Annotated in this window: 28 protein-coding genes; 16 read left to right on the top strand and 12 right to left on the bottom strand. The window is 66.4% G+C overall.

Annotated features, from left to right (window positions below):
* Positions 1-5 precede the first annotated feature (5 nt).
* The 3 genes from L1087_RS13370 to L1087_RS00720 are packed head-to-tail and all read left to right on the top strand — an operon-like array spanning position 6 to position 3,162.
* Positions 6-233 carry an ABC transporter ATP-binding protein C-terminal domain-containing protein gene (locus L1087_RS13370; protein ID WP_407702033.1) on the top strand — a complete coding sequence of 76 codons (228 nt, stop codon included), beginning with the start codon at positions 6-8 and terminating at the stop codon, positions 231-233.
* A gap of 6 nt (positions 234-239) precedes the next feature.
* Positions 240-2,093, top strand: coding sequence for an AMP-binding protein (locus tag L1087_RS00715; protein WP_234557180.1), 1,854 nt, complete (start codon positions 240-242; stop codon positions 2,091-2,093).
* A 1-nt stretch (position 2,094) separates the two neighbouring features.
* Complete coding sequence (locus tag L1087_RS00720; RefSeq protein WP_234554394.1) at positions 2,095-3,162, top strand: branched-chain amino acid ABC transporter permease; 1,068 nt, start codon at positions 2,095-2,097, stop codon at positions 3,160-3,162.
* 102 nt (positions 3,163-3,264) lie between these two features.
* Here the strand turns inward: L1087_RS00720 and L1087_RS00725 are convergent, their stop codons facing one another.
* From L1087_RS00725 to coaE, 4 genes are read right to left on the bottom strand one after another with little or no spacing between them, the layout of a single operon-like run.
* A complete protein-coding gene (locus tag L1087_RS00725; RefSeq protein ID WP_038042728.1) occupies positions 3,265-3,807 on the bottom strand; it encodes a glycerol-3-phosphate acyltransferase in 543 nt (180 codons plus the stop codon).
* A gap of 4 nt (positions 3,808-3,811) precedes the next feature.
* The gene (locus tag L1087_RS00730; protein ID WP_234557181.1) at positions 3,812-4,222 is read right to left on the bottom strand and encodes a SufE family protein; all 411 of its coding nucleotides are present in this window, start codon (positions 4,220-4,222) and stop codon (positions 3,812-3,814) included.
* 9 nt (positions 4,223-4,231) lie between these two features.
* On the bottom strand, positions 4,232-4,924 hold the full coding sequence (locus tag L1087_RS00735; RefSeq protein WP_234557182.1) for an SDR family oxidoreductase: 693 nt from the start codon (positions 4,922-4,924) through the stop codon (positions 4,232-4,234).
* Positions 4,925-4,929: 5 nt separating this feature from the next.
* Entirely contained in the window at positions 4,930-5,535 is a 606-nt protein-coding gene (coaE, locus tag L1087_RS00740; RefSeq protein ID WP_234554393.1) for a dephospho-CoA kinase, read from the bottom strand.
* Here coaE and L1087_RS00745 point away from each other — a divergent pair.
* Positions 5,515-6,810, top strand: coding sequence for an HDIG domain-containing metalloprotein (locus tag L1087_RS00745; protein ID WP_234557183.1), 1,296 nt, complete (start codon positions 5,515-5,517; stop codon positions 6,808-6,810). The two genes, coaE and L1087_RS00745, sit on opposite strands and share 21 nt — an antisense overlap.
* Complete coding sequence (gene amrB / locus L1087_RS00750; RefSeq protein WP_234557184.1) at positions 6,785-7,918, top strand: AmmeMemoRadiSam system protein B; 1,134 nt, start codon at positions 6,785-6,787, stop codon at positions 7,916-7,918. The genes L1087_RS00745 and amrB overlap by 26 nt, the downstream gene beginning before the upstream one ends.
* 268 nt (positions 7,919-8,186) lie before the next feature.
* On the opposite strand, the gene rnr is transcribed toward amrB, so the two are convergent.
* Genes rnr through glmM form a run of 5 tightly spaced genes read right to left on the bottom strand, consistent with a single transcriptional unit; the run spans position 8,187 to position 13,677 of the window.
* Entirely contained in the window at positions 8,187-10,445 is a 2,259-nt protein-coding gene (rnr, locus tag L1087_RS00755; RefSeq protein ID WP_234557185.1) for a ribonuclease R, read from the bottom strand.
* 1 nt (position 10,446) lies between these two features.
* A complete protein-coding gene (locus L1087_RS00760) occupies positions 10,447-11,691 on the bottom strand; it encodes an aspartate aminotransferase family protein (RefSeq protein ID WP_234557186.1) in 1,245 nt (414 codons plus the stop codon).
* Positions 11,692-11,701: 10 nt separating this feature from the next.
* Positions 11,702-12,100, bottom strand: coding sequence for an acyl-CoA thioesterase (locus tag L1087_RS00765; protein ID WP_135259491.1), 399 nt, complete (start codon positions 12,098-12,100; stop codon positions 11,702-11,704).
* Positions 12,088-12,366, bottom strand: a complete 279-nt coding sequence (locus L1087_RS00770) for a ribosome-binding factor A (protein WP_038046166.1) — start codon at positions 12,364-12,366, stop codon at positions 12,088-12,090. Before L1087_RS00770 ends, L1087_RS00765 begins: the two co-directional genes overlap by 13 nt.
* A 9-nt stretch (positions 12,367-12,375) precedes the next feature.
* On the bottom strand, positions 12,376-13,677 hold the full coding sequence (gene glmM, locus L1087_RS00775) for a phosphoglucosamine mutase (protein WP_234557187.1): 1,302 nt from the start codon (positions 13,675-13,677) through the stop codon (positions 12,376-12,378).
* A gap of 38 nt (positions 13,678-13,715) precedes the next feature.
* On the opposite strand from glmM, the gene L1087_RS00780 reads away from it, so the two are divergent.
* Positions 13,716-14,240, top strand: coding sequence for a Uma2 family endonuclease (locus L1087_RS00780; protein WP_038042747.1), 525 nt, complete (start codon positions 13,716-13,718; stop codon positions 14,238-14,240).
* A 33-nt stretch (positions 14,241-14,273) separates the two neighbouring features.
* On the opposite strand, the gene polA is transcribed toward L1087_RS00780, so the two are convergent.
* Genes polA through aroE form a run of 3 tightly spaced genes read right to left on the bottom strand, consistent with a single transcriptional unit; the run spans position 14,274 to position 18,158 of the window.
* Positions 14,274-16,775, bottom strand: coding sequence for a DNA polymerase I (gene polA, locus L1087_RS00785; RefSeq protein ID WP_234557189.1), 2,502 nt, complete (start codon positions 16,773-16,775; stop codon positions 14,274-14,276).
* A gap of 9 nt (positions 16,776-16,784) precedes the next feature.
* Complete coding sequence (locus tag L1087_RS00790) at positions 16,785-17,363, bottom strand: IMPACT family protein (protein WP_038042750.1); 579 nt, start codon at positions 17,361-17,363, stop codon at positions 16,785-16,787.
* On the bottom strand, positions 17,364-18,158 hold the full coding sequence (gene aroE / locus L1087_RS00795) for a shikimate dehydrogenase (protein ID WP_234557191.1): 795 nt from the start codon (positions 18,156-18,158) through the stop codon (positions 17,364-17,366).
* 47 nt (positions 18,159-18,205) lie between these two features.
* Between aroE and L1087_RS00800 the strand changes: the two genes are divergently transcribed.
* From L1087_RS00800 to L1087_RS00845, 10 genes are all read left to right on the top strand, one after another.
* On the top strand, positions 18,206-19,474 hold the full coding sequence (locus tag L1087_RS00800; protein WP_234557193.1) for an NfeD family protein: 1,269 nt from the start codon (positions 18,206-18,208) through the stop codon (positions 19,472-19,474).
* 1 nt (position 19,475) lies between these two features.
* Positions 19,476-20,453 carry a flotillin-like protein FloA gene (gene floA / locus L1087_RS00805; RefSeq protein ID WP_234554925.1) on the top strand — a complete coding sequence of 326 codons (978 nt, stop codon included), beginning with the start codon at positions 19,476-19,478 and terminating at the stop codon, positions 20,451-20,453.
* A complete protein-coding gene (locus L1087_RS00810; RefSeq protein ID WP_038042758.1) occupies positions 20,450-20,848 on the top strand; it encodes a hypothetical protein in 399 nt (132 codons plus the stop codon). The genes floA and L1087_RS00810 overlap by 4 nt, the downstream gene beginning before the upstream one ends.
* Positions 20,812-21,807 carry a PhoH family protein gene (locus L1087_RS00815; RefSeq protein ID WP_038042760.1) on the top strand — a complete coding sequence of 332 codons (996 nt, stop codon included), beginning with the start codon at positions 20,812-20,814 and terminating at the stop codon, positions 21,805-21,807. The genes L1087_RS00810 and L1087_RS00815 overlap by 37 nt, the downstream gene beginning before the upstream one ends.
* On the top strand, positions 21,785-22,204 hold the full coding sequence (gene ybeY, locus L1087_RS00820) for an rRNA maturation RNase YbeY (RefSeq protein WP_038042761.1): 420 nt from the start codon (positions 21,785-21,787) through the stop codon (positions 22,202-22,204). The genes L1087_RS00815 and ybeY overlap by 23 nt, the downstream gene beginning before the upstream one ends.
* Positions 22,159-22,557, top strand: a complete 399-nt coding sequence (locus tag L1087_RS00825; protein ID WP_135259482.1) for a diacylglycerol kinase — start codon at positions 22,159-22,161, stop codon at positions 22,555-22,557. The genes ybeY and L1087_RS00825 overlap by 46 nt, the downstream gene beginning before the upstream one ends.
* A gap of 4 nt (positions 22,558-22,561) precedes the next feature.
* The gene (locus L1087_RS00830) at positions 22,562-22,924 is read left to right on the top strand and encodes a hypothetical protein (protein ID WP_038042765.1); all 363 of its coding nucleotides are present in this window, start codon (positions 22,562-22,564) and stop codon (positions 22,922-22,924) included.
* Between the two features lie 63 nt (positions 22,925-22,987).
* Positions 22,988-23,458, top strand: coding sequence for a GreA/GreB family elongation factor (locus L1087_RS00835; RefSeq protein WP_135259480.1), 471 nt, complete (start codon positions 22,988-22,990; stop codon positions 23,456-23,458).
* Between the two features lie 2 nt (positions 23,459-23,460).
* Positions 23,461-24,936, top strand: coding sequence for a lysine--tRNA ligase (gene lysS / locus L1087_RS00840; RefSeq protein WP_135259479.1), 1,476 nt, complete (start codon positions 23,461-23,463; stop codon positions 24,934-24,936).
* Positions 24,937-25,809 (top strand): cation diffusion facilitator family transporter, encoded by an 873-nt coding sequence (locus tag L1087_RS00845; RefSeq protein ID WP_234557195.1) that lies wholly within the window; start codon positions 24,937-24,939, stop codon positions 25,807-25,809.
* Positions 25,810-25,849: the final 40 nt, after the last annotated feature.

Raw genomic sequence — 25,849 nt, forward strand, 5'->3', positions numbered from 1 at the left:
AACCCATGGCCGGGCTCTCCCTGGAGGAGAAGCAAGACCTCGCCCGCTTCCTCCTGGATGCCCGGGAGGAATGGGGGGTTACCCTCCTTTGGGTGGAGCACGACCTGAGGGCGGTCCTGGAGCTTTCCGACCGGGTCCTGGTCCTCTCCTACGGGGAGGTGCTCTACCATGGCCCCCCGCAAGGGGTGCGCCAGGATCCCAAGGTGGCGGAAGCCTACCTGGGGCAAGCTTGAGACACCATGGAAGGAACGCTTCTTGCCTACCTACACCACCACGCCACGGAGCGCCCCCACGCCCCCGCCTTGCGGGTGAAGCGGCTTGGGGTGTGGCAGAAGACCTCCTGGAAGGAGCTCCTAGAGCGTACCCTTCGCCTTGCCGGGGGGCTTTGGGCCTTGGGCCTTCGGGAAGGGGAGGTCCTGGCCATCCTCGGGCACAACGCTCCCGAGTGGGTGGAGGCGGAACTGGCCGCCCAAACCCTAGGGGCCTTGCCCATGGGCATCTACGCCGACGCCATGCCCGAGGAGGTGGGTTACTTCCTGGAGTTCACCGGGGCCAAGGGGATCGTGGTTTCCGACGAGGAGCAGCTGGACAAGGTCTACCCCCACCTGCACCTGGTGGACTTCGTCCTGGTCTGGGAGGAGGCAGGAATGTCCCGCCACTTCCAGGGCAAGGTGCTCCGGTTTAGCCAGGCCCTTGGGGATCCCAAGGTGGGGGAAGAGGCCCTCAAAAAGCGCCGCCCCGAGGAGATCGCCCTCCTCGCCCCCACCTCGGGCACCACGGGAAGGAGCAAGCTGGCCATGCTTTCGCACCAGAACCTTCTCGCTGGCCACTTTGCCTTGGGCCAAGCCCTGGGGTTCCAGAAGGGAGCCTGGGTCTTCAGCTATCTACCCCTTCCCTGGATCGGGGAACAGATGCTCACCGTGGTGCAGGGCTTGGTGGAAGGCTCCACGGTGCACTTCCCCGAGGATCCCACCACCTTGAGGGAGGACCTCAAGGAGGTCCAGCCCGACTTCTTCTTGGCTCCCCCCCGGCTTTGGGAGGATATGGCCAGCCTCATCCAAAGCCGCATGGCGGACGCCGACCTCCTCAAAGCCTTCTTCTACCGGGTGGGGATGGGGGCCCTCCTGGAAGGGGCAAGCCGTGAGTTCCGGGGGGAGAGGGTGGGCCTTTGGCTCAACCTCAAGCGGGCCTTCTTCTATCCCCTCATCGCCAGGCCCCTTAGGGCCAGGCTGGGCCTCGCCGCCTGCCGCATCGCCGTCACCGGGGGCGCCCCCCTGGGCCCCGAGGTCTTCACCTTCTTCCGCGCCTTGGGCCTGGACATCCGCCAGGTCTACGGCCAGTCGGAAACCGCCGCCGCCACCACCGCCCACGCCACCGGGGATGCCCCCCCCGAGACCGTGGGCCCCCCCCTGCCCGGCACGGAGGTGCGCCTCAGCGAGGAGGGGGAGATCCTGGTGAAGGGTCCCCAGGTCTTCCAGGGGTATTTCCGCCAGGAAAAGGCTACCGAGGAAAGCTTCACCGAGGATGGCTTCTTCCGCACCGGGGACGCGGGATTCTTCGACGAGCGGGGCCACCTGGTAATCCTGGGGCGGGTGAAGGAGGTGGGGGCCCTGCTGGATGGGACCCGCTTTGCCCCTCAGTTTCTGGAAAACCGCCTGAAATACTCCCCCTACATCCGCGAGGCCGTGGTCCTGGGGCACGGAAGACCCTTTGTCACGGCTCTCATCGAGCTGGACCCTGAGAACGTGCAGAACTGGGCCAGGAAGCGGGGCATCCCCTTTACCACTTATCTGTCCCTCACGGAAAGGCCCGAGGTCAAGGCCCTGATCGCCGAGGAAATCCGCATGGTGAACAAGACGCTTCCCGAAAAGCTCAAGATCCAGCGCTTCGCCATCCTGCCCAAGGAACTCCACCCCGACGACGAGGAGATCACCCGCACCCGCAAGGTCCGGCGCCAGGTGGTGGAGGCCCGCTACGGCCCGGTGATCCAGGCCCTCTACGGGGAGGGGGGACGGGTGGAGGTGGTGCTCCCCATCCGCTACCTGGAGGGGGAAGGGAGGCTCGAGGCTACCCTCGAGGTGCAGGAGGTCTAACGTGTACGCTCTTTCCAAACAACTCACCGACGCCTATAGCCGCCGCTTTGCCCGAGCGGTGCGGGAAACCTACAAGGAGGACGAGGCCTACGCCAGCACCCCCCTGGGGCGGCTGGCGCTTTGGGCCTTCCTGGCCCTTCTCTTCTTCCTACCCCTCCTCCTAGGGCCTTACCCCATGTACGTGGCCACCCTGGTGGCCATCGGGGCCTTAAGCGCCCTGGGCCTTCACCTCCTGGTGGGGGGTGCAGGGCAGATCTCCTTGGGCCACGCCGCCTTCATGGGGGTGGGAGCCTACGCCGCAAGCCACCTTTATGGCCCCTTGGCTCCTTTGGGTATCCTCCTCGGGGGAGGCATCGCCGCCCTTTTGGGCCTCGTGCTGGGTCTCCCCTCCTTGCGCATCAAGGGGGTGTACCTGGCCATCGCCACCCTGGCCTTCCAGTTTTTGGCGGACTACGTGTTCAAGAACTGGGAGGCGGTCACCGGAGGCATCCGGGGGCGCACCCTACCCCCCGCGGAAATCCTGGGTCTGGCCTTGGACACCCCCGACCGGCTTTGGTACCTGGTCCTGCTCTTCGCCCTACCCCTCTTCTTTTACGGCAAGCGCCTCCTCATGACCCGGGCGGGGCGGGCCTTCATGGCGGTGCGGGACAACGACCTCTCCGCCCGGGTGGCGGGGGTGGACCTGGTGGGGGTAAAGCTCCTGGCCTTTGCCCTTTCCGCCTTCTACGCGGGGGTGGCGGGGGGGCTTTTGGCCCAGCTCTACAAGGCGGTAACCCCCGAGTACTTCCCCCTCACGGTGAGCATTCAGTACCTAGCCATGGTGATCGTGGGCGGGGCGGGCACGGTGCTGGGGGCGGTGCTTGGGGCCTTCTTCGTCCTCCTCATCCCCGAGGTGCTCAACAGCTTCGTGGGAGCCCTGGGGCCCCAGTACGCCGCCGCCCTGGCCGCCTGGCGCAACGTGATCTTCGGCCTCCTGATCCTGGGCTTTCTGATCCTAGAGCCCCTGGGTCTGGTGGGCCTTTGGGGGAGGATCCGCAACTACTTCCGCACCTGGCCCCTCCCCTACTAAGTACCCGCACGCAAAGGTTGCCCCACCGGCCAAAGTCGAAGTGGCGGGCTCATGGCCTCTTTGGGGCCCCCGTGGTGGCGCAAGCCACGACGGGGTACTTAACTAGCGGTGCCAGTCCTTGAGGTGGCGTAAGGCCACGGGAAGGCCAAGCCCCAGCCCGAAAAGGAGGTAAGCGGGAGCCGGATGCAGGAAGCTAGCCAAGAAGGGCTGGGCCAAGGCCACGGCCAGAGCCACACGGTAGGGCCTTCGGAAAAGGGCGAAAAGGGTAGCGAAAAGCAGGAGGGAAAGGAAGAGAAGCCGAGGATCTACGGCAAAGAGCACCCCGGCCCCCGCAGCCAAGCCCTTACCTCCCTGGAAGAGGAGCCAGGGGGAAAAGGAATGCCCCCACACCGCCCCCACACCCCCGGCAAGGCCACCCAGAGGGCTTCCCCCCATTCCCTCCCCAAGGGCCACCGCCAGGATTCCCTTGAAGAAGTCCAGGAGGAGAACCATGAAACCCGGCACCGGCCCCAGCACCCGGTAGGCGTTCAAGGCCCCGGGGTTGCCCGATCCCTCCTGGAGGAGGTTCCTTCCCCGAAGGGCTCCAAACCAGTAGGCGATGGGCAAGCTTCCCAGGAAGTACCCAAGGAGAAGGGCTACGAACATAGGCCTAGGAAAGAGCCCTTTGCACCTGGCCTTGGAGCCGCAAGAGGGCCGCCTCGAGGCCCCTTAGCCGTAAGGGGGTGAGGAGTTCCTCTAGCCCTGCTCCTTGGTAGAAGGTGGGGGGCACGGAAAGCACCGCCTCAGGGGACTCCCCCTCGAGGCCCTCCTTCAGAAGCCCTGCAAAGGCCTTCACCGTGGGAGCTTCATCGGGGATGAAGAAGTAAAGCCTAACCCTTCCCCCCTCCACCTCCGCCCTCAGGAAGAAGGGGGTCTGGCATTCATGAACCCGTTCCAGCTCCACCCCAGGAGGGGGGGTGGGCACCTTTTTGGCGTATTCCAGAAGCACCTGGGCCTTGAGCTCCTTGGGCATGGCCCGAATCAGGTCCAGGGCCTCCTGAAGCTTCTTGGGCAAGGCCATGGCCTTAGCTTAGCCCCCCTTGGGGGCGGTCTGGGTGGGGCGGAGCTCAATCTCGCTCACCATAGCCCTTTCCGGCATCTCCGCTGCGAAAAGCACCGCCTGGGCCACATCAAGAGGGGAAAGCTTCCAGGAGGCTCCCGGGGTGTTGCCGGCAAAACCCGTGTCCACCGAGCCCGGCAGGACGTTCACCACCCGAATGCCCGCCTCCCTTAGCTCCAGCATGGCCGCCCCCATGAGGCCCAAAAGCCCGAACTTGCTGGCGTTGTAGGCCGCCCCGCCCTTGAAGGCGTTCTTGCCCGCAAGGCTCCCGATGTTCACCACCACCCCCCTCGAGGCCAAGAGGGCTGGCAAAGCCGCCTTGAGGCCCAAAAAGGGCCCCACCAGGTTCACCTCCAAAACCTGGCGGAACTCCTCCTCGCTGAGCTCGGCCACGGGCTTCATCACGCCAATCCCGGCGTTGTTGACCAGGAGGTCCAGCTGGCCGTAAGCCTGCAAGAGGCTCGCCACCGCCTTCTGCCAGTCCGCAAACGAGCGCACGTCCCCGGGCAAGGCCAAGGCCCCCTCCCCCAGCTCCGAGGCCAAGGCCTCGAGCCTTCCCCCATCCCGGGCAAAGAGCCCTACCCTGTACCCTTTAGCGTGCAGAAGCCGGGCGATGGCCTCCCCAATCCCCCGGCTCGCCCCCGATACCAAGGCCACCCGCATGTCCTCTAGCTTAGCCCAAAACGCTCCTGGATCCGGGCCAGGATTCCCCTCAGTCCCTCCTCCAGCTCCTTAAGCCCTCCTTGGTTCTCCAAAACCCAGGTGGCCCGCTTCCTTTTCTCCTCCTCAGGCATCTGGGCCCTTTCCCGGGCCAAGACCTCCTCCCGCGAAAGTCCGGAGCGGGCCACCACCCGCCTCACCCGCTCCTCCACAGGCGCCGCCACCAAAAGGGTTCCATCCAGGCGGGCCTCCCACCCCTTCTCAAAAAGCAGGGGGATTTCCAGGAAAATCAAGGGAGCTTTTATGCGGGCCAGCTCCTCGGCCAAAAGCCTCCGCACCTCGGGGTGGAGGAGGTCCTCGAGGGCCTTAAGCCTTTCCGGGTCGGAAAAAACCAGCTGGGCCAGCACCCTGCGGTCCAGCTCCCCGCCCGCGAAGGCCTCCGGGAAAACCCGCTTAAGCTCCGCCTTCTTGTTCTCCCTGGCCCGTGCCGCCAGCTCATCCAGATCCAAGACGGGGTAGCCCCAGGACCTTAGGAGAGCAGCCACCGTGCTCTTGCCGCTTCCGATGTTCCCGGTGATGCCGATAATGATGGGGTGCTCCGCCCGATCGCCCATAGGGACTTTCCCTTTTATACCCCCAAGGGGGCCATTCCCGTGGGGGGTGCGTTACGGGACCTCCTTCTGGGACGAAGGCCCTGGGACCTGGACTTCGCCGCCTTGGACCCCTTGAAGGCGGCGGAGGAAGCCCAAGGCCGTCTGGGGGGTACCCTCTTCCCCTTGGATGCCACGCGGGGCCAGTACCGCCTCGTATCCGGCACCCTGGTCCTGGACTTCTCCCCCCTGGAGGGGAGCCTGGAGGAAGACCTCCTCAGGCGGGACTTCCGCCTAAACGCCCTGGCCTGGAAAGGGGGACGGATCCTAGGCCTAAGGGGGGCGGAGGAAGACCTCAGGCGCAAGGTCTTGGTCCCGGTTCGGGAGGAGAACCTCTACCAAGACCACCTGCGAAGCCTGCGGGCGGTGCGCCTGGCCGCCAGCTTGGGCCTGGGCTTGCCCGGGGAAACCCGAAACGCCCTTTCCCGCCATGCCCGCTTCCTCCAGGCCCACCTCGAGGCCCTTCCCGCCCGGGAACGAGTGAAGGAGGAACTGAGCCGGCTCCTCCTCTCCCCAAGGGCAGCTTGGGGCCTTCACCTGATGGAGCGCACGAGTCTTTTGGACGTCTACCTCCCCGAGCTCCGCCCCCTGGTGGGTCTGGAGCAGGGCGGGGTGCACCACCTGGACGCCTGGCGACACACCCTCTCCGTCCTCTTCCACCTCGCCTGGCTCTGGCCGGAAGCCCCCCTCACCGCACGCCTCGCCGCCCTCTACCACGACGTGGGCAAGCCCCTGACCCGCCGCTATGACCCCGAGGTGGGGCGCTACCGCTTCCTGGGCCACGCCGAGGTGGGGGCGGAGGTGGCGGAAGCGAGCCTCCTCTGGCTCCGCTTCCCCAAGGAGGTGGCGGAGGGGGCCAAGGCCCTGGTGCGCCGCCACATGGACCGCCCTCCGGAAGGGAAAGGGGCCCTCCGCCGCTTCTATTTCCGCCGCAAGGATCTCCTTCCCGCCCTCCCCTACCTCATGGCGGCAGACCGCTTGGGCACCCGGGGGGTGGAGGGGGAGGCCTGGGAAGTGCTCAGGAACTTTCAGGAGGCCACCCGAGAGCCGCTCCCCGAGCGGCCCTTCCTTTCCGGAGAAGAGGTGATGGCCCTCCTGGGCTTGAGGCCAGGGCCGGAGGTGGGGCGGGCCTTGGCCTTCCTCCTCGAGGCCCAGGCGGAAGGACGGGTGCGAAGCCCCGAGGAGGCCAAGGCCCTTCTCCTATATTGGAAGGGTGGAGGGCAGGATCCGTCTTCGTGAACCACAGATCACCCCGGTGGAAGGGGGGTTCCTCCTCAGTGACCCTTACGGGGTCTTCGGGAAACCCCTGGCCCTCACGGAAGGGGGGCTTTTCCTCCTCTCCCTCATGGAGGGAAAAACCCTGGAGGAGGTGCAGGAGGAGGTCTTCAAAGCCCACGGGATCCTGGTGCCCCGGAAGGAGCTGGAAGACCTCCTGAAGGCCTTGGAGGAGGCGGGCCTCCTCCTCACGGAGGGGGTGGAAAGGCGCCTAAAGGAGGAAGAGGAAAGGCTCAGGAAGGAGCGGCCCATGCGCCTGGCGGGCCTCTCCTACCCCGAGGGGGAGGAAGAGGCCCGCGCCTTTTGGGAGGCCTTCCGGGCCAGCTTCCCGGGGCCGAGGCCCCAAGGGAGCCCCTCCATCCTCCTACTTCCTCATCTGGAGCCAAGCCGGGTACCCGAGGCCTACGGGGCGGCCCTGGCTACCTTGGAAGGCATCCCTGAGCCGGAGCGGGTCTACCTGGTGGGGGTGGCCCACCGCCCCTTGAAGGAGAGGGCCGCTGCCTTGCCCGTTCCCTTCCACACCCCCTTCGGCCCGGCGGAGCCCGACCTGGAAGCCCTCCAGGCCCTGGACGCCCTCCTTCCCTATGAGCTCTTCAACACCCCCCTGGCCTTCCGGGAGGAGCACAGCCTGGAGCTTCCCCTCTTCTTCTTGAAAAGGGCCTTTCCCCAGGCCAAGGTGCTGCCCCTCCTGGTGGGGCGGCGAAGCCCCGAGCTGGGGGAGGCCCTAAAGGTGGTTCTCAAGGACTTCCCAGGCCTCTTGGTGCTGGCGGTGGACCTCTCCCACGTGGGGCCCCGTTTTGGCGACAAGCCCTTTTCCCGCCCCCTGGCGGAGGAGGCCAGAAAGCGGGACCTGGGCTTCCTGGAAAGGCTGGCCCAAGGGGAGCCCGAGGCCGCCTTGGCCTTTTTGGGAGGGAATCCCACCCGCGTGGACGCCGTGGAGGTGGTGGCGAGCCTCATCCCCCTCCTCACCGGCAGGAAGGGCCAGGTCCTGGCCTACCGCCTGGACCTCGAGGCCCCCACCCTCTCGGCGGTGGGGGCGGGCACCCTGGTCTTCCCCACCCTTCCCGGCTAAACCCCAGGCGATGGGGCCCCATGCCCTTTCTCCCCGAATCGTACCCCACGGCCACCCAAGGCTAAGTACCCGCACGCAAAGGTTGCCCCACCGGCCAAAGCCAAAGCGGCTTGCTCATGGCCTTTTTGGGGGCCCCCGGCGTGGCGCAAGCCACGACGGGACACTTAGGGCCGAAGGGCTTTGCCGGGTCCCTGGCGAAGCCAGGGTGGGGCGGCATCATACCCTTTCACCGGGGCCCCCACGGGGACTTCGTCCCCGTGGGGTGGTATCAGCGGCGCCTACGCCGCCTCTTGGCCCTGGTGTCCACCGGGCGGTGCATCCCGGCCTTCTCCTCCCTAGGAGCCCACTCGCCGAAGTAAACGGTGTTCACCGTGGCCCGCTCGGGCCGGCTGTCGCGGCTTGTATCCTTAGGCGGTCCTACCACCTTGCGCATCTCCTCCTCCTTTGCCTTTCCCTTCTGCACCAGGGTTTTTCTCCTGGAAGCTTCCTTCTTTTCCTCCTCCCGGTAGGGTAGGAGATCGATCTGCCGGAGCCTGGGGTTGGCGGCGGCGATCACCACCTCCATCTCGTCCCCCAGGCGGATCCTTTTGCCCTTAGGGCCCAGGAGGGCCAGGGCCTCCTCGCTGTAGGTGTAGGGGCCCAGGGCCTCGAGGCGCACCAGCCCCTCCACCCCGTTTCTCAGCATCACGAAGGCCCCGAAGCTGGCCACCCCCGTCACCTTGCCCAAAAAGCGCTCCCCCAGATGGAGCTCGGCCCACTTGGCCATGTAGTACTTGGTGAGCTCCCGCTCGGCGGCCTCCGCCTTCCTTTCCATCTCCGAGGCGTGCTCGGCCATGGCGGGGAAGGTCTCCTGCCAGCGGGCCTTCTTGGCCGGGGTGAGGGTACGCCGCAGCACCGCCTTCAGCACCCGGTGCACCGCCAGGTCCGGGTAGCGGCGGATGGGGCTGGTGAAGTGCAGGTAGTGCTCCATGGCCAACCCGAAATGCCCGAGGTTCTCCGCAGCGTACCGGGCCAAACGCAACGAGCGCAGGACCAGGTTGGCCACCACGGGCTCCTCCGGGCGGCCCTTGGCCTCGAGGAGAACCCGTTGCAGGGCCTTGGAGGAAAGCTTCTCCGGCAGGGTATACCCCAGCCGGGCCAAGGCCGTGCGGAGCTTCCCGTAGGCTTCCTCCAAGGGCTCCTCGTGTACCCGAAAGAGCCCGGGAAGCCCCTTCTTGACCAGGTACTCAGCCACCAGCCGGTTGGCCAGGAGCATGAGCTCCTCGATGAGGCCCCTCGCCCTGGGCTCCTCCTGGGGGATGAGGTGGAGGGTGCCGTCTTCCACCTCCACCTTCACCTCGGGGAAGCTGAAGTCCAAGGAGCCCGCCTGCAGGCGCTTTTGCCTCAGCCTCCCCGTCAGGTCCAGGAGGAGCCTCAGGTCCTCCGCCAAAAAGGCGTGCTCCTCGGGAAGGCCGTACCCCTCAGCAAAGGCCTCCACCTCCGTGTAAGTCAACCGGGCCACGCTCCTTATGACCCCCTCGGCGAAGCGCACCCGCTTCACCTCCAGGTTCTCGTCCAGGTCCACCAGGACGGAGAGGACCAGCCGGTCCTCATGGGGCTTCAGGGAGCAGACCCCGTTGGAAAGCCTTTCCGGGAGCATGGGCAAGACCCTTCCCGGCAGGTAGACGCTGGTGCCCCTTAAGAGGGCCTCCTGGTCCAAGGCGCTACCCTCTTTCACGTAGTGGGAGACGTCGGCGATGTGTACCCCGAGGCGGTACCCCTGGGGCAGGCGCTCCACGTGGATGGCGTCGTCAAAGTCCTTGGCGTCCACCCCGTCGATGGTGAAGACCCGCAAGGAGCGGAAGTCCTCCCGCCTTCTGAGCTCGGCCTCAGGGATCTCCAGGGGAATGGCCTCCGCCTCCTTTAAGACCTCCTCGGGAAACTCGGCCCTCAGGCCGTACTTGGCGATGACCGCCTCGGTTTCCGTCTCGGGGGCGTCCCCCTCCCCCAGGTACTCCAAAAACTCCCCATAAGGGCGCCGGTCATAGTGCACCTTCACCACGATCCGGCTTCCGCGCTTGAGGCCGTGGAGCCCCTCAGGAAGAAGCCTAAGCTCCGGAAGCCCCGGCTCATCGGGAAGGAGGACAGCGTAGCCCCTGCGGAAGTCCAGGGTGCCCACCACCCGCTCCCGGGCCCGCTTCAAAACCCGCTCCACCACCCCCCAGGGCTTCCCGTCCCGCCCGGGGGGCATGAGGCGGGCTTCCACCAGGTCCTCGGGCCAAGCGTCTTTGGTGTAGCCGGGTGGGATGAAGAGGTCCTTCTCGGGGAGGCGCACGAAGCCGTACCCGTCCCGGTGGAGGCTGATGGGCCCCTGCACCCGGGCGGGGAGGAAGTACTGGCTTCCCTTTTTCTCCAGAAGGCCCTCCCGCACCAGGCCCCGCAGGTACGCCTTGGCCTCCCGCTTCTCCAGGCCAAACCGGCTCAGGATTTCCTCCAGGCGGTGGGGCCTGCCCGTCTTTTTGAAAAACTCCAGTAAGGTTTCCCGCATTCTAACCCAGGAGGCCCTCCAAGGCCTTCTCCGTGGCCTTCAGGCTTTCCGAGAAGGCCGAAAGGGCCTCGTCCACGTGCTCCTTGCGGATGATGAGGGGGGGCTCGAGGCGCACCACCTTGGGGTTGTTGAGGCCGAAAGCGGTGATCACCCCCCTCTCGGCCAGCTCCGCCACCACCAAGGCCCCGATGTCGGCGTCGGTGAACTCCACGCCCAACATCAGCCCCCGGCCCCGCACGTCCTCAATCAGGTGGGGGTACTGGGCCTTGAGGGCCTTTAGCCCCTCCATGAGGTAGCCCCCCACCTCCAGGGCCCTTTGCGGCAGGTTCTCCTCCAGGGTGACCTCTATAGCCGCCAAGGCCGCCGCCGCCGCTAGGGGGTTCCCCCCGAAGGTGGAGGAGTGGAAGAGGGGATTGGCCTTGAAGACCTCAAAGACCTCCTTCCGCCCCACGCAGGCCCCGATGGGCATCACCCCGCCTCCCAGGGCCTTGGCCAGGGTCATGAGGTCGGGGGCCACCCCCTCCCAGTCCACCCCGAAGAGCCTGCCAGTGCGCCCGAGGCCGGTCTGCACCTCGTCGGCGATCATGAGGACGCCCTTTTCCCGGGTGATCTCCCGCACGCCCCGCAAGTACCCATCCGGGGGCACGCGGATGCCGCCTTCCCCCTGGATGGGCTCCACGATCACTGCAGCCGTCTCCTCATCTATGGCCGCTTCCAAGGCTTTCAGGTCCCCGTAGGGCACCGCCTTCACCCCGGGCAGGAGGGGCCTGGCGGGGTCCTGGTACTCGGGCTTGGGGGTGAGGGAAAGGGCCCCCATGGTCTTGCCGTGGAAACCCCCCTGGGTGGTCACGATGCCGGGCTTGCCCGTGTAGGCCCGGGCCAGCTTGATGGCCGCCTCCACCGCCTCGGCCCCGGAGTTGCCGAAGAAGACCATCTCCAGGCCTTCGGGCGTAATCTCCGCCAGCTTGGCGGCAAGCCTGGCCGTGGGCTCGGACACCAGCACCCGCACGGACATGGGCATGCGCTCAAGCTGCCGCTTCACCGCCTCCACCACCTTGGGGTGGCGGTGGCCCAGGTTCAGGGTGCCGTACAGGCCCAAGAAGTCCAGGTAGCGTTTGCCCGTGGTGTCCCACACATAAGGGCCCTCCGCGTGGGACTCGATGCGGTCCAGGCCAGTGAAGCGAAGCAACCCTGCCAAGCCGGGATTGATGTGGCGCTCAAAGAGGGTAAAGGGATCGGGGTTCATGACCACAAGGCTACCCTAAGTGTAGCACACTCAAGGTTTGGTAGATGTCCTCGGGAATGCGCCCGGCCCTCTCCCCCACCTGGCAAAGGTGGCGGGTGAAGCCCTCGGCCAAAAGGATCCCGTCCCGCTCCACTCGGTAGCGGAAGGTGAGGTCCCGCCGGGAAAGCCCGGCCAGGCGGGTCCGCACCAGCACCTCCTCCCCGAAGCGGGCGGGGGCGCGGAAGGTGAGTCCAAGCTCCACCACCGGGAAATACACCCCCCGGGCCTCCACCTGGGGGTAGGGCAGGCCCGCCCTTTCCAGGAAGTCCACCCGGGCGGCCTCCAGATACACCGCATAGACGGAGTGGTGGACCACCCCCATCTGGTCGGTCTCCGCGTAGCGGACCTTGATGCGAGTCAGGCTCTCCATGGCAGGAACTCCAGCCTGGGTAGGTGGCGCATCCGCACCCGCCGGGCAAGGGCCCCAAGGAGCCGGCCCTCGGCATGGCGCAGGGCCGAAAGGGCCTTTTCCTCGTCCTGAAAGGCCTCCACGTACACCGTGAGCACCCGGCCATCCGGGGAAAGGCGCACCCCCTCCACGGTGAGGAGGAAAAGCCTGGGGTCTTCCAGCTCCCCAATGGCCTCCGCCAGGGCGCGCAGGAGCCTCTCCTCCAGGTGGGCCTTCCCGTAGCTCACGCCTAAAGCTTACTCCCGGTCCAAGGCGGCGACCAGGTCGGCAAGCTCCCTCGCCACAGCCTCTGCCCCCTCCTTGGCCTCCACCATGACCCGCACCACGGGCTCGGTCCCCGAGGGGCGCACGTTCACCCGGCCCCGCCCCCCAAACCGCCTCTCCGCCTCCTGCACCGCCTCCCTCAGCCGAGGGTGCCCCATCACCTTGGCCTTGTCCTCCACCCGCACGTTCAGGAGCACCTGAGGGTACATGGGCAGGGCTTCGTACCAGTCGGCCAGGTCCCCCCCCAAAGCCTTCAGGGCCTTTAGGGTGAGGAGGGCGGTGAGGAGGCCATCCCCCGTGGTGTGGTGCCTAAGGAAGATCACGTGCCCCGAGGGCTCCCCGCCCAGGTGAAGCCCCTTCGCCTTCAGCGTCTCCAGCACGTAGCGGTCCCCCACCTGAGCGCGGTGGAAGGCCAGGCCCCGCTCCTTTAGGGCCACCTCCAGCCCCATGTTGCTCATCACCGTGCCCACCACCCCCTCCTCCCCAAAGGCCAAGGCGGTGAGGTAGAGGATGTGGTCCCCGTGGAAAAGCCGCCCCTTGCGGTCAATGAACTGCACCCGGTCCCCATCGCCGTCAAAGGCAATCCCCAGGTCCAACCCCAGCTCCACCACGAAGCGGCTCAGGGCTTCCGGGTGGGTGGAGCCGCACCCCCTGTTGATGTTCCTGCCGTCTGGGGTGTTGAAGAAGGCCATCACCTCGGCCCCCGCCCGCTGGAAAAGCCTTGGGCCTATGCGGTAGGTGGCCCCGTGGGCCAGGTCCAGGCCCACCTTGAGCCCGCTGAGGTCGGGGGCGTGGGTCAGAAGGAAATCCAGGTACATCCTCTCCGCCTCCCGGAAGTCCCCCACGGTGCCGATGCCCCGGGTGGGATGCTCCTCCTCCAAAAGGGCCTCGATCTCCTCCTCCGCCTCGTCGGGAAGCTTCTCCCCCTCGGGCCCGAAGAACTTGATGCCGTTGTCCTGGTAAGGGTTGTGGCTGGCGGAGATCATGGCCCCGGCGGTGGCCTTAAGGTGCCGGGTCAGGTAGGCCACCCCCGGGGTAGGCAGAACCCCTAGGTGCTCCACCCTAACCCCCTGGCTCAGGAGCCCCGCGGCCAAAGCCGCCTCCAGGAGGTCGGAGGACTCGCGGGTGTCCTTGGCCAGGAGGACCACGGGCTTGGGGCTATGGGCCCGGAAGTAGGCCCCCGCCGCCTGGCCGAGCCTCAAGACGAACTCCGGGGTGAGGGGGGGCTTCCCCGCCTCCCCCCGCACCCCGTCGGTGCCGAAGTAGCGCCTCATGGGGAAGACTATACGCCCCTGCCTGGTATTCTGGAAGCATGGGAACGGCTCCTAAGCTCCTGAGCCTCGAGGCCTACCTGGAGCGGGAAGCCCGCTCCCCACGCAAACACGAGTTCGTGGAAGGCGTTGCCTACGCCTTGGCTGGGGCCAACGCCCGGCACAACCTCCTGGTGAGCAACCTCCTCTACCTCCTGCGACGAGGCGCGGAGGGCAAACCCTGCCGGGTTTTCCCCTCGGACATGCGCCTCAAAGTGGGGAACCGGGTGTACTACCCGGACCTGACCGTGGTGTGCCATCCTGTGGACCTGGAGGCCATGTACCTGGAAGATGCTTGCCTGGTGGTGGAGGTGCTTTCCCCCAAAACCGCCAGCATCGATGCCCGGGAGAAGCGCACCGCCTACCTGGGTCTGCCCGGCCTCAAGGGTTACCTTATGGTGGACAGCCGCCGCCCTTCCCTGACCCTCTACCGGAAAACGGCGGAGGGCCTCGTGGAGGAACGGGGTCGGCTGCGGTTGCCCTGCCTGGACCTGGAGCTGGACCCGGAGGAGGTGTACCGCCTCTGATGGCCTTCCCCGCCAAGGGGCCACAGGAAAAGCCTAGGCCTTGGCGGAAAGCCAGTCCTCCCCGATGCCCACCTCCACCTCCAAGGGCACGGCCAGGGGCCAGACCCCTTCCATCACCTCCTTGGCCAGGGCGGCCACGGCCTCCGCCCGGTCCTTAGGCGCCTCGAGGACCAGCTCGTCGTGCACCTGCAAAAGCATTCTGGCTCCCAGCTCCCCAAGCCTGGGAAAGAGCCGCACCATGGCCAGCTTCATCAGGTCGGCGGCGGTGCCCTGCACCGGCATGTTGAAGGCCATGCGCTCGGCGGCCTCCCGCACGCTCTTCACCCGGGAAGCCAGATCCGGCACGTAGCGCCTGCGGCCGAAGAGGGTTTCCACATAGCCCCGCTCCCGCCCCTCCTTTAGGGTTTTCTCAATCCAGGCCCGCACCTTGGGGTAGCTCTGGAAGTAGCGCTCGATGAAGGCCACCGCCTCCTCGTAGGGGATGGCAAGCTCTGCGGAAAGCCGGTGGGCGGACATGCCGTAGAGGACCCCGAAGTTGATGGTCTTGGCCGCCCGGCGCATGAGGGGGTCCACGGCCTCCGGGGGCACGGAAAACATCCAGCTTGCGGTCTGGGTGTGGATGTCCTGCCCCTCCTGGAAGACCCGGATGAGGTTCTCGTCCCCGGAGAGGTGGGCCAGGACCCGGAGCTCGATTTGGCTATAGTCCAAGGCCACCAGGACCCAGCCCTCCTCGGCCACGAAGGCCCGGCGGATTCGCTGGCCCAAGGGGGTGCGCACGGGGATGTTTTGCAGGTTGGGGTCGGAGCTACTAAGCCTCCCCGTGGCCGTGGCCGTCTGGTTGAAGCGGGTGTGGAGCCGGCCCGTCTTGGGATGGACCAGGGCGGGCAGAGGGTCGATGTAGGTGCCCTTGAGCTTGGAAAGCTCCCGGTACTGCAGGATGCGGTCCACGATGGGGTGGACCTCCCGCAGGGCCTCCAACACCGCAGCGCTGGTGGAGCGCTTGCCCGTCTTCTCCGTCTTGCCGATGGCGGGAAGCCCCAGCTCGTCAAAGAGGACCCTTTCCAGCTGGTCGCGGGAGTTCAGGTTGAAAGGGTGCCCTGCCAGGCGGAAGACCTCCTCCTCGAGGCGCTTCATCTCCGCCTCCACCTCGAGGGCAAGGGCCTTCAAGTAGGCCACGTCCAGGCGCACCCCGGTGGCCTCCATCCGGGCCAGCACCCGGGAGAGGGGCCGTTCCACCTCCTCGTAGAGCCAAAGAAGCCGCTCCTCCCCTTTAAGCCGCTCCAGGAGGACGGCGTAAAGCCTTTCGGAAAGCAACGCCCTTTCCCCCGCCTCCTCGGTCCACTCCCCCCCGTAGCGCCGGGCCACCCCCTCTGGGGCGGTGTTAGAAGGGTCCAGGAGGTAGGCGAGGAGCATGGGGTCGTCCCCCGGGAGGAGGTCCAGCCCCTCCCGCTGGGCCAAGACGGCAAGGTCCTTGGCCAGAAGCCCCCGCACCTCCTTGAGGTCCCTTAGGCCCGCCAAGGGGTCCCCCGCCCGGAAGACCCGGCTCCCCTGGGCCCCCGCCAGGGCCAGGAGGTCGGCCCACATGGGCTCGGGACGGGAGAGGACAAAGCCCACGAAGGCCCCTTCTGGGGGCGGCCAAGGGGCCTCCTCGGCCGCCACCGGGCTTTCCAGGAGGCCGAACTCGTGGAGGAGGCTTCCGAACTCAAGGCGCTCCAAAAAGGCCCGAAGCCCTTCCCGGTCGGGCTCCCGCTTCCGGGCAAAGTCCACCTCCAGGGAGAGATCCGTGCGCACCCGGGAAAGCTCCCGGGATAGCTGGAGGTCTTCCATGTGGCTGAGGATTTTCTCCCGAACGGAGGCGGGCTTTACCTCCTCCAGATGCTTCAGCAAGTTCTCCAGGCTTCCCCACTCCCGGATGAGCTTGGCCGCCGTCTTCTCCCCAATGCCCTTCACGCCGGGGATGTTGTCGGAAGGATCCCCGGCCAAGGCCCGGTAGTCCACCCACTGGGAAGGCTTAAGCCCATACTTCTCCCAAAACCACTCCGGGGTGATCAGGTATCCCTCCGGGTGAAGGATGGAGATTCGGTCCGAAAGAAGCTGGTAGAGGTCCCGGTCCGCGGTGAGGATGCGCACCTCGTACCCTTCCCGCTCTGCCTTCTTGGCCAGGGTGGCCAGGACGTCGTCCGCCTCAAAACCCGGCACCTCCAGCCGGGTGAGGCCCAAAAGGTCCACCAGTTCCTTGATAAGGGCCAGCTGCCGGGGAAAGTCCTCCGGGGTGGGGGCCCGGCCCGCCTTGTACCCCTCGTAGGCCTCGTGGCGGAAGGAAGGGGCCTTGGCGTCAAAGACCACAATCACCGCATCCCCGTCCTCCTTCAGGGCCTTGAGGAGGCTCTTGGCGAAGCCGTATACCGCCTGCACGGGCTCACCGCGGCTGGTGGTGAGGCCCTTCAGGGCGAAGAAGGTGCGGTAGGCCAGGTGGTGGCCATCCACCAGAAGGAGGCGGCCTTTGGGTTCGAAGAGGGGCAGCATCGCCTCCATGGTAAGGGCTCACCCCTCCACCTGGGCCTGGCCCCGGGTCTGGTCCCCAAGGGCCCTAAGAAAAGCCTCCTTCTCCTCTTCTGGAAGACGTAGGGCGAAAGCCACCCCCTCGGGCAGGTAGGTTTCCTCCGCCGCAAGGCCGCGGGCGCGCAAGAGGCCGTGGACCCGGCCCACTTCGGCGAAGGGCACCCGGAAGCGCACCTCCACAAGGTCCACCAAGGGCACCTTGGGAGCCCGCCGCAACGCCTCCGCCGCCACCCCTCCGTAGGCCCGCACCAGGCCCCCGGCCCCCAGCTTCACCCCCCCGAAGTAGCGCACCACCAGGACCACCACCCGGTCCAGTCCCCCCGCCTCGATGGCATGCAGGATGGGCTTGCCCGCTGTGCCCGTGGGTTCGCCGTCGTCGGAAAAGCGATAAAGAGAACCGATCTTGTAGGCGTAGCAGTTGTGGGTGGCCTCCGGCTCCCGCTGGGCCGCCAAAAAGGCCAAGGCTTCCTCCTCCGAGGCCACCGGGGCCGCCTTGGCGAGGAAGCGGCTTTTCTGAATGATCTCCTCGTGAACCACCGGGGCTGCCAGGGTGTAGGCCATTCACTCTCCCTCCAAGGCCTGGCGAGCCGCCTCCTCCATGCCCCTAGGGTCGGGGAGAAGGCCCGTCCAGATGCGGAAGGCCAAAGCCCCCTGCCAGGCCAGCATGGGAAGCCCGGTCTGCACCTTGAGCCCCCGCGCCTGGGCCTCCCGTAGGAACCGGGTCCAAAGGGGGCGGTAGACCAGGTCCACCGCCGCCCCCTCCGCCGGAAGGAACTCCGGGGGCAAAGGCGTGGCCCCTGGATCCTTCAACCCCACACTGGTGGCGTTCACCAGGAGCCGGGCCTCCTTTGCTCGCTCCAGGGACACGGCCTTCAGGCCAAACGCCTCCGCCAGGGCCTCCGCCCGAGCGGGGGTGCGGTTCCACACCCAGACCTCCAGCCCCGCCTCCTTCAGGGCCCAGGCCACCGCCCGGCCCGCTCCCCCCGCCCCCAGGACCAAGGCGGGGCCTTCCAGGGGGATGCCGCCTGCTTGGAGGGCCTCGAGGAACCCGGGGGCGTCGGTGTTAAAGCCGAAAAGCCTCCCCTCCACGGAAAGCACCGTGTTCACCGCCCCGATGGCCTGGGCTTTCGGGGAGATCCAATCCAAAAACGGCAGGGCCGCTTCCTTAAGGGGGATGGTCAGGTTCACGCCCCGGTACCCCTGGCGCACCTCCTCCAGGCGGTCCTTCAGGGCCTCGAGGGGGGTTTCCCAGGCTTCGTAGCTCCCCTTGAGGCCCAGGGAGCCCAGGGCGTACCGGTGCATAGCCGGGGAGAGGGAGTGGGCTATGGGGTGGCCCAACACCGCTAGGCGTAGCACGGACTTTAGGATAACCCCACCACACTCCCCCGCCAAAGCCCTATAGAATGAGGACGGTGAAAAGGCTCCTTGCCCTATGCTTCCTGCTCTCCCTGGCCCTGGGGAAAACCTACCTCGTCCCCATCCAGGGGGAGATCGACCCCGCCTTGGCCGTCTTTGTGGAGCAGGCCCTGACCCGCGCCGAACGGGAAGGGGCGAGCGGTGTGGTCTTCCTCATCGACACCCCAGGGGGCCGGGTGGACGCCGCCATCCGCATCTCCGACCGCATCCTGCAAACCCCCCTTCCCACCCTGGCCGTGGTGCAGAACGCCTTTTCCGCCGGCGCCCTGATCGCCCTTTCCTGCCGCCAGATGGCCATGCTCCCGGGCTCGGAAATCGGGGCCGCCCTGCCGGTGGTGGCCCTGCCCCTACAACAGCCCCAGGCGGCGGACCAGAAGATCATCTCCGCCCTTAAGGGCAAGTTCCGCGCCGTGGCGGAAGCCCGGGGCAGGCCGGTGGAGCTGGCCGAGGCCATGGTGGACCCCAACCTGGAAATCCCCGGCCTCTCCGCCAAGGGGGAGCCCCTTACCCTTTCCGCCGACAAGGCGGTGGAGCTGAAGGTGGCGGACTTTAAGGCGGGAAGCCTGGCGGAGGCCCTGCGCCAGGCGGGCTACGCCCTGGAGACGGAAAGGCTGGAGCCCGGCCCCCGGGTGCAGGTGGCCCGCTTCCTCACCAGCTCCACCGTGGCGGGGCTTCTCCTGGCCCTTGGGCTTCTTCTTCTCCTTCTCGAGCTCTTCACCCCGGGCTTTGGGGTGATGGGGGCCTTGGGCCTGGCCTTTTTGGCCCTTTACTTTGCCGGGGGGTGGCTTGCCGGGCTTTCCGGGGCCTTCGAGCTCGTCCTCTTCTTCCTGGGGGTGGCCCTCCTCCTGGCCGAGGCCTTCCTCTTCCCTGGGTTTGGCATCGCTGGGGCCTTGGGCGTGGGATCCATATTGGCCTCCGTGTACTTCACCTTCGGGGAGAACGCCCTGATGGTCATCGCCATCGCGGTGATCGCCCTGGGCCTTGGCCTTTTCATGGTCTTTCGCTTCCTACCCAGGACCCGGCCAGCAAGGGCCTTGGTGCTGGAAAGCACCATCGCGGAACACGCCACCGGGGACGAGGTGGAGGTGGGCGCCATCGGCGTGGCCCTCACCGACCTGAGACCCGGGGGGGTGGCCCGCTTCGGCAACAAGCGCATCGATGTGGTGGCCAACCGGGGTTTCCTGCCCAAGGGCACCACCTTAAGGGTGGTGGAGGTCAGGGGACCCACGGTGGTGGTGGAAGCCTTGGAGGAATGATATGGAAGGACTTGGCGTGCTCTTTCTGGCTTTTGTTGTTCTTGTCCTCGTTTTTCTCTTCTTCAGCTTCATCCCCGTAGGCCTCTGGATCTCCGCCTGGGCCGCAGGGGTCAGGGTGCCCCTCATCACCCTGGTGGCCATGCGCCTAAGGCGGGTTCCCCCCGCCAAGATCATCTACCCCCTCATCAAGGCCACCAAGGCGGGGCTGGACGTGCGCCTGGACCGCCTCGAGGCCCACTACCTGGCGGGGGGCAATGTGGACCGGGTGGTGGACGCCTTGATCGCCGCCGACAAGGCGGGCATCAAGCTCACCTTTGATCGGGCCGCGGCCATCGACCTGGCGGGGCGGGATGTGCTGGAGGCGGTGCGGGTCTCGGTGAACCCCAAGGTGATCCAGACCCCCATGGTGGCCGCGGTGGCCAAGGACGGAATCCAGCTTCTCGCCACCGCCCGGGTAACGGTGAGGGCCAACATCGACCGCCTGGTGGGCGGGGCCGGGGAGGAGACCATCATCGCCCGGGTGGGGGAAGGCATCGTGACCACCATCGGCTCCGCCCTCTCCCACAAGGAGGTCCTGGAAAACCCCGACCGCATCAGCAAGACCGTGCTGGAAAAGGGCCTGGACGCGGGCACGGCTTTTGAGATCCTTTCGGTGGACATTGCGGACGTGGACGTGGGCAAGAACATCGGGGCCCAGCTCCAGATCGACCAGGCGGAGGCCGACAAGAAGATCGCCCAGGCCAAGGCGGAGGAGCGCCGGGCCATGGCGGTGGCCGCGGAGCAGGAGAACCGGGCCCTGGTGGAGGCCATGCGGGCCAAGCTGGTGGAAGCCCAGGCCCAGGTGCCCCTGGCCCTGGCGGAAGCCTTGCGCGCGGGAAAGCTTGGGGTCATGGACTACTACCGCCTGAAGAACATCGAGGCCGACACCGAGATGCGGGAGTCCATCAGCCGGGCGGCCAAGCCCGAGGGTGAGGAATGAGCCTAGACGACCTCCTGGGCCTCCTTTTCCTACTCTTCTTCATCGTCATCCCCGCCCTGCAGGGCCTAAGCCGCCGGGGCCAGCCTCCCCCCACCCCCCCGGGATTTCCCGAGGACCTGCCCTTACCGGAGCCCCTACCCCGCCCCAAGCCCAAGGCCCGACCCAAGCCGAAACCCCGGCCTACCCCCCCTCCCTCCCAACCCACCGAGGCGGCCTCCTTGGAGCGCTACCCCAGCCCGGAGCGAACCCCCTTGGAGGTCAGCTTCCGCGCAACCCCAAGCCCGGAAGAGGAGCCCCAAAGGGCTCCCAAAAGAAAGCTGTTGGCCACAGACGGTGAGAGCATCCTGAAAGGGGTGATATGGCACGAAATCCTGAAGAGGCCCAAAGGCTGGTAATCCCGCTAAAACCCGAGGAAACCCTGGCCTTCTTGGGCCAGGCGGACCGCAACCTGAAGAAGCTCCGCTCCCTTTTCCGGGAGGCCTTCGGCGATCGGCTCAAGCTCATCACGCGGGGTAACCAGGTGGAACTGGAGGGTGACCAGGAAGCGGTAGAAGTGGCCGAGCGGGCCGTGCGGGACCTTTTGGCCCTCCTCAGGCAAGGAGCGGAGCTGGACCCGCCCACCCTGGAACAGTCCGTGGCCCTGGCCTTACAAGGGGAGGGCCTGTACCAGGCCACCACCCCGGAAACCGAGCTGGCGCTACCGGGCCGCCTTAGGCCCAAAACCCCGGGGCAGAGGCGGTACGTGGAGGCCATCGCCCACCATGACGTTACCTTCGGGGTGGGCCCTGCGGGAACCGGCAAGACCTATTTGGCGGTGGCCATGGCGGTGAGCCACCTTCGGGCCAAGAGGGTTAAGCGCATCGTCCTCACCCGGCCGGCGGTGGAGGCGGGGGAGAAGCTGGGGTTTCTGCCCGGGGACATCCAGGCCAAGGTGGACCCCTACCTCCGCCCCCTCTACGATGCCCTCTTTGACATGATCGACGCCGAGCGCTTTGAGCAGTACCTCCAGTCCGGGATCATTGAGGTGGCCCCCCTGGCCTTCATGCGGGGCCGCACTCTGAACGATGCCTTTATCATCTTGGACGAGGCGCAAAACACCACCCCGGAGCAGATGAAGATGTTCCTCACCCGCATGGGCTTCTCCTCCAAGATGGTCATCACCGGGGATATCACCCAGATCGACCTGCCCAAGCACCAGAAGTCGGGGCTGGTGGAGGCCATCCGCATCCTCAAGGGCATTGAGGGCATCGCCTTCATCTACTTCAAGGAGTCCGACGTGGTGCGCCACCCCCTGGTGGCCCGCATCATCAAGGCCTACGAGGAAGCGGAACGTGGTGGCGATCGTAGCCAATAAGCGTCCGCCCCGCGGCCTCATCCCTAGGCTCCGCCGGGCTCTTTCCACCCTGATGGAGGAACTGGGCGTGGGGGACAAGGCGGTCACGGTCATCCTCACCGGGGACCGCAGGATCCGGGCGCTCAAGCGGGCGTGGTGGGGGGAGAGCGAGGCCACGGATGTCCTCTCCTTTCCCCACTATGAACCCGGGGATCCCTTCGTCCCCCCCCACCTGGGGGACATCTGGATCAGCCTGGACACGGCCAAGCGCCAAGCCGAGGCGCGGGGGGTGGGCCTCGAGGAGGAGGTGCTTGTCCTGGCGGCCCACGGGCTATGGCATCTCCTCGGCCACGACCACCAACGGGAGGAGGATTGGGAGGGCTTCCGCCGCGTCCAAGAGAGGATCCTCGCCCTCTAAAGGGCGTTTGGCGCTCCCTGGGCTATGCCTGGGAGGGGATCCTCTACGCCTGGCGGGTGCAGCGCAACTTCCGTCTGGAGGCCTACTTGGCCTTTCTGGCCCTCGGGCTTGCCCTTTGGCTGGAGGTCAATCCGGTGCCGGTGTTGCTCGTTAGCGCCCTGGTGCTTTCCTTGGAACTCATGAACACCGCCCTCGAGGCCCTGGCGGACCTGGTGAGCCCCGTCTTCCACCCCCTGGTCAAGCGGGCCAAGGACACGGCGGCGGCGGCGGTGCTTTTGGCGAGCTTCTTCGCCCTCCTCCTAGGCTTCTACCTCTTCCTGCCCCCCCTCCTGGGGCGTTTTGGGCTAAGCTAGTCCTATGGACCATGAGGAAAGGGAGATGATCCTGGAGATCTTTCCAGGCACTCCCCCAGAACTTCTCCCCATTGGGGAGATTCTTTATTATCGCGACGAGGAAGGCCGGGTGATCATCCAGGAAAAGGGGCCCCCCGAGCTCCGCCTGACCCTGGAACCCCTGCCCGGAACCCTGGGAAGCCCTCAGGTGTGCGAGGCCTGCCACCGCCATCTTTCGGGAAGCGCCTTGGGCTTCTTCCGCCACCCGGTGGGGGGAAGGGAAACCCACCTCCGCTACCTGGTCCTCTGCCTGGACACGGGCTCCTGCGCCAGCCACGCGGAGCCCGAGCGTTTGAGGGAAATCCTCCTCCGCGGTATACTCACCTGAGAAGGAGGCCCTTGGGCCAAGGAGGTCGGCTTTGGCCGACCTTCATGACTTACGAGGTGAACTATGGCGCGCGAGGTGAAGCTAACCAAAGCCGGTTACGAGCGGCTCATGCAGCAACTTCTGCAGGAAAGGGAACGCCTGCAAGAAGCTACCCGCATCCTGCAGGAGCTCATGGAGTCCTCTGACGACTACGACGATTCGGGGCTGGAGGCGGCCAAACAGGAAAAGGCCCGCATCGAGGCCCGGATCGACAGCCTCGAGGACATCCTCTCCCGGGCGGTGATCATCGAGGAGGCTGCCACCGAGGTCATCGGCCTGGGCTCAGTGGTGGAGCTGGAAGACCCGGTCACCGGGGAGCGCCTGGAGGTGCAGGTGGTCTCCCCTGCCGAGGCCAGCGTCCTGGAAACCCCCATGAAGATCTCCGACGCCTCCCCCATGGGCAAAGCCCTCCTGGGGCATAGGGAGGGGGATGTGCTCAGCCTGGAAACCCCCAAGGGCAAAAAGGAGTTCCGGGTGGTCTCGGTGCGCGGCTAAACATGAACGAACAGACGCGGCAACGCCTACTCAACCTAGAAGCCCTGGTGGAGGCGGGGTTTCAACCCTACCCCTATCGGTATCCCAAGACCCACAGCGCAAAGGAAATCCTATCCGCCAAGGAGGGGGCTCCCCCGGAAAGGGAGTGGGAGGAGGAGGTGGCCCTGGCCGGGCGCATCGTGGCCTTAAGGCGCATGGGGAAGGTCACCTTCGCCCACCTCCTGGACGAAAGCGGGAAGATCCAGCTCTATTTCCAAAAGGACCTCACCCCAAGCTACGAGCTCTTGAAGAAGCTGGACGTGGGGGACATCCTGGGGGTCAAGGGCACGGTCTTCACCACCAAGACCGGGGAGGTCACGGTGAAGGTCCTCTCCTGGACCCCCCTGGTGAAAAGCCTCCATCCCCTCCCCGACAAGTGGCACGGGATCAAGGACAAGGAGGTGCGCTACCGGCAGCGCTACCTGGACCTCATCGTCAACCCGGAGGTGCGGGAGGTCTTTCGGCGGCGCACCGCCATGGTGCGCTACATCCGCCGCTTCTTTGAGGAACGGGGGTTTTTGGAGGTGGAAACCCCCATTCTTCAGGCCACCACCGGCGGAGCGGAGGCCAGGCCCTTCAAGACCTACCACAACGCCCTGGACCACGAGTTCTACCTAAGGATCTCCCTGGAACTTCACCTGAAGCGCCTCCTGGTGGGCGGCTTTGAAAAAGTCTTTGAGATTGGCCGCAACTTCCGCAACGAGGGCATCGACCACAACCACAACCCTGAGTTCACCATGCTGGAAGCCTACTGGGCCTACGCGGACTACCAGGATATGGCCCAGCTGGTGGAGGAACTCCTTTCCGGCCTGGTCCTCCACCTCTTCGGCAGCTACCAAGTCCCCTACCAGGGGCGGGTGCTGGACTTCACCCCGCCCTTTAAACGCATCTCCTTCGTGGAGGCTTTGAAGGAAAAGGCTGGCCTGCCCTTTGACCCCCTAGACCTGGAAAGGCTTCGGATCTTCGCCGACGCCCACCACCCCGAGCTCGCCCAGGTTCCCAGTTACAAGCTCCTGGACAAGCTTTTTAGCATCTACGTGGAGCCTGAACTCCAAAACCCCACCTTCGTCTTCGACTTCCCCCTGGCCATCAGCCCCCTGGCCAAGCGGCACCGGGAAAAGCCCGGGCTCACGGAGCGCTGGGACCTCTATGCGGGCGGGATGGAACTCGCCCCCGCCTACTCCGAGCTCAACGACCCCCTGGACCAGAGGGAACGCTTTTTGGAGCAGGCCAGGCGCAGGCGGGAAGGGGACGAGGAGGCCCCCGAGCCCGACGAGGACTTTCTGTTGGCCCTGGAGTACGGCATGCCCCCGGCGGCAGGGCTTGGCCTCGGCCTGGACCGCCTGGCCATGATCCTCACCGACCAGCCCTCCTTGAGGGACGTCCTCCTCTTCCCCTTGCTCAAACCCAAGCGGGAGCCCGTGGAGGAAAAGGCCTAGATGGCGGAGAAGGCCGCCCGCCTCAGCCTCCTGGTGGCCCTGTGGGTCCTGGGGTTAAAGGCCTTGGCCTACCTCCTCACCGGTTCGGTGGCCCTGCTCTCCGACGCCCTCGAGTCCACGGTGAACGTGGCCGCGGCGCTTTTGGCCCTCTTCGCCATCCGCTTCGCCCAACGCCCCCCCGACGAAACCCACCCCTTCGGCCACACCAAGGCCGAGTATTTCTCTGCGGTGGTGGAGGGAGTCTTGGTGGTGGCGGCGGCCCTCCTAATCGCCCAAGAAGCCCTGCCCCGCCTCCTCGATCCCCGGCCTCTTCTGGGCCTGGGACCGGGGCTCTTGGTCAGCCTCCTGGCCTCCCTGACCAACGGCCTTCTGGCCTGGCATCTCATCCGCCTGGGTAAGGTCCTCCGGTCCCCTGCCCTCACCGCCGATGGGTACCATGTGCTTTCCGACGCGCTCACCTCCGTGGGGGTTCTCGCCGGGGTAAGCTTTGCCTGGGCCACGGGGTTATGGATGCTGGATCCTTTGCTGGCCCTTTTGGTGGCGGGGAACATCCTCCTCATGGGCTTCCGCCTGGTGCGCCAGTCCGTGGGGGGGCTTATGGACGAGGGACTTCCCACAGAAGAGGTGGCGCGAATCCGGGAAACCATCGCAAAGGCCCTAGGGGGGAGGGCCCTCGAGGTCCACGACCTCAAAACCCGCAAGGCGGGAAACCGGGCCTTTTTGGAGTTTCACCTGGTGGTGCCGGGGTCCATGACCGTGGAGGAAGCCCATCGCCTCTGCGATGAGCTGGAAAAGGCTTTGGAGGAAGGTTTCCCTGGGCTTGCCGTCACCATCCACGTGGAACCAGAAAGCGAGCGCAAACGCCCAGGATGAGGCAGGCGGGGGCCTTGGGGACCACCCCCGGTGGGGGGCA

It is taken from the genome of Thermus tengchongensis, from assembly GCF_021462405.1.
Classification (GTDB): Bacteria; Deinococcota; Deinococci; order Deinococcales; family Thermaceae; genus Thermus; species Thermus tengchongensis.

What these genes read in the sequence shown, in the direction of transcription:
- L1087_RS00715 (WP_234557180.1), top strand. Translation starts at nt 240, where the DNA reads ATGGAAGGAACGCTTCTTGCCTACCTACACCACCACGCCACGGAGCGC.
- coaE (WP_234554393.1), bottom strand. Translation starts at nt 5,535, where the DNA reads ATGGGCGATCGGGCGGAGCACCCCATCATTATCGGCATCACCGGGAAC.
- L1087_RS00845 (WP_234557195.1), top strand. Translation starts at nt 24,937, where the DNA reads ATGGCGGAGAAGGCCGCCCGCCTCAGCCTCCTGGTGGCCCTGTGGGTC.
- L1087_RS00830 (WP_038042765.1), top strand. Translation starts at nt 22,562, where the DNA reads ATGGACCATGAGGAAAGGGAGATGATCCTGGAGATCTTTCCAGGCACT.
- L1087_RS00725 (WP_038042728.1), bottom strand. Translation starts at nt 3,807, where the DNA reads ATGTTCGTAGCCCTTCTCCTTGGGTACTTCCTGGGAAGCTTGCCCATC.
- L1087_RS00835 (WP_135259480.1), top strand. Translation starts at nt 22,988, where the DNA reads ATGGCGCGCGAGGTGAAGCTAACCAAAGCCGGTTACGAGCGGCTCATG.
- L1087_RS00790 (WP_038042750.1), bottom strand. Translation starts at nt 17,363, where the DNA reads ATGGCCTACACCCTGGCAGCCCCGGTGGTTCACGAGGAGATCATTCAG.
- floA (WP_234554925.1), top strand. Translation starts at nt 19,476, where the DNA reads ATGGAAGGACTTGGCGTGCTCTTTCTGGCTTTTGTTGTTCTTGTCCTC.
- lysS (WP_135259479.1), top strand. Translation starts at nt 23,461, where the DNA reads ATGAACGAACAGACGCGGCAACGCCTACTCAACCTAGAAGCCCTGGTG.
- L1087_RS00730 (WP_234557181.1), bottom strand. Translation starts at nt 4,222, where the DNA reads ATGGCCTTGCCCAAGAAGCTTCAGGAGGCCCTGGACCTGATTCGGGCC.
- glmM (WP_234557187.1), bottom strand. Translation starts at nt 13,677, where the DNA reads ATGAGGCGCTACTTCGGCACCGACGGGGTGCGGGGGGAGGCGGGGAAG.
- L1087_RS00800 (WP_234557193.1), top strand. Translation starts at nt 18,206, where the DNA reads ATGAGGACGGTGAAAAGGCTCCTTGCCCTATGCTTCCTGCTCTCCCTG.
- L1087_RS00760 (WP_234557186.1), bottom strand. Translation starts at nt 11,691, where the DNA reads ATGAACCCCGATCCCTTTACCCTCTTTGAGCGCCACATCAATCCCGGC.
- L1087_RS13370 (WP_407702033.1), top strand. Translation starts at nt 6, where the DNA reads ATGGCCGGGCTCTCCCTGGAGGAGAAGCAAGACCTCGCCCGCTTCCTC.
- L1087_RS00735 (WP_234557182.1), bottom strand. Translation starts at nt 4,924, where the DNA reads ATGCGGGTGGCCTTGGTATCGGGGGCGAGCCGGGGGATTGGGGAGGCC.
- L1087_RS00815 (WP_038042760.1), top strand. Translation starts at nt 20,812, where the DNA reads ATGGCACGAAATCCTGAAGAGGCCCAAAGGCTGGTAATCCCGCTAAAA.
- L1087_RS00780 (WP_038042747.1), top strand. Translation starts at nt 13,716, where the DNA reads ATGGGAACGGCTCCTAAGCTCCTGAGCCTCGAGGCCTACCTGGAGCGG.
- L1087_RS00765 (WP_135259491.1), bottom strand. Translation starts at nt 12,100, where the DNA reads ATGGAGAGCCTGACTCGCATCAAGGTCCGCTACGCGGAGACCGACCAG.
- polA (WP_234557189.1), bottom strand. Translation starts at nt 16,775, where the DNA reads ATGGAGGCGATGCTGCCCCTCTTCGAACCCAAAGGCCGCCTCCTTCTG.
- L1087_RS00810 (WP_038042758.1), top strand. Translation starts at nt 20,450, where the DNA reads ATGAGCCTAGACGACCTCCTGGGCCTCCTTTTCCTACTCTTCTTCATC.
- rnr (WP_234557185.1), bottom strand. Translation starts at nt 10,445, where the DNA reads ATGCGGGAAACCTTACTGGAGTTTTTCAAAAAGACGGGCAGGCCCCAC.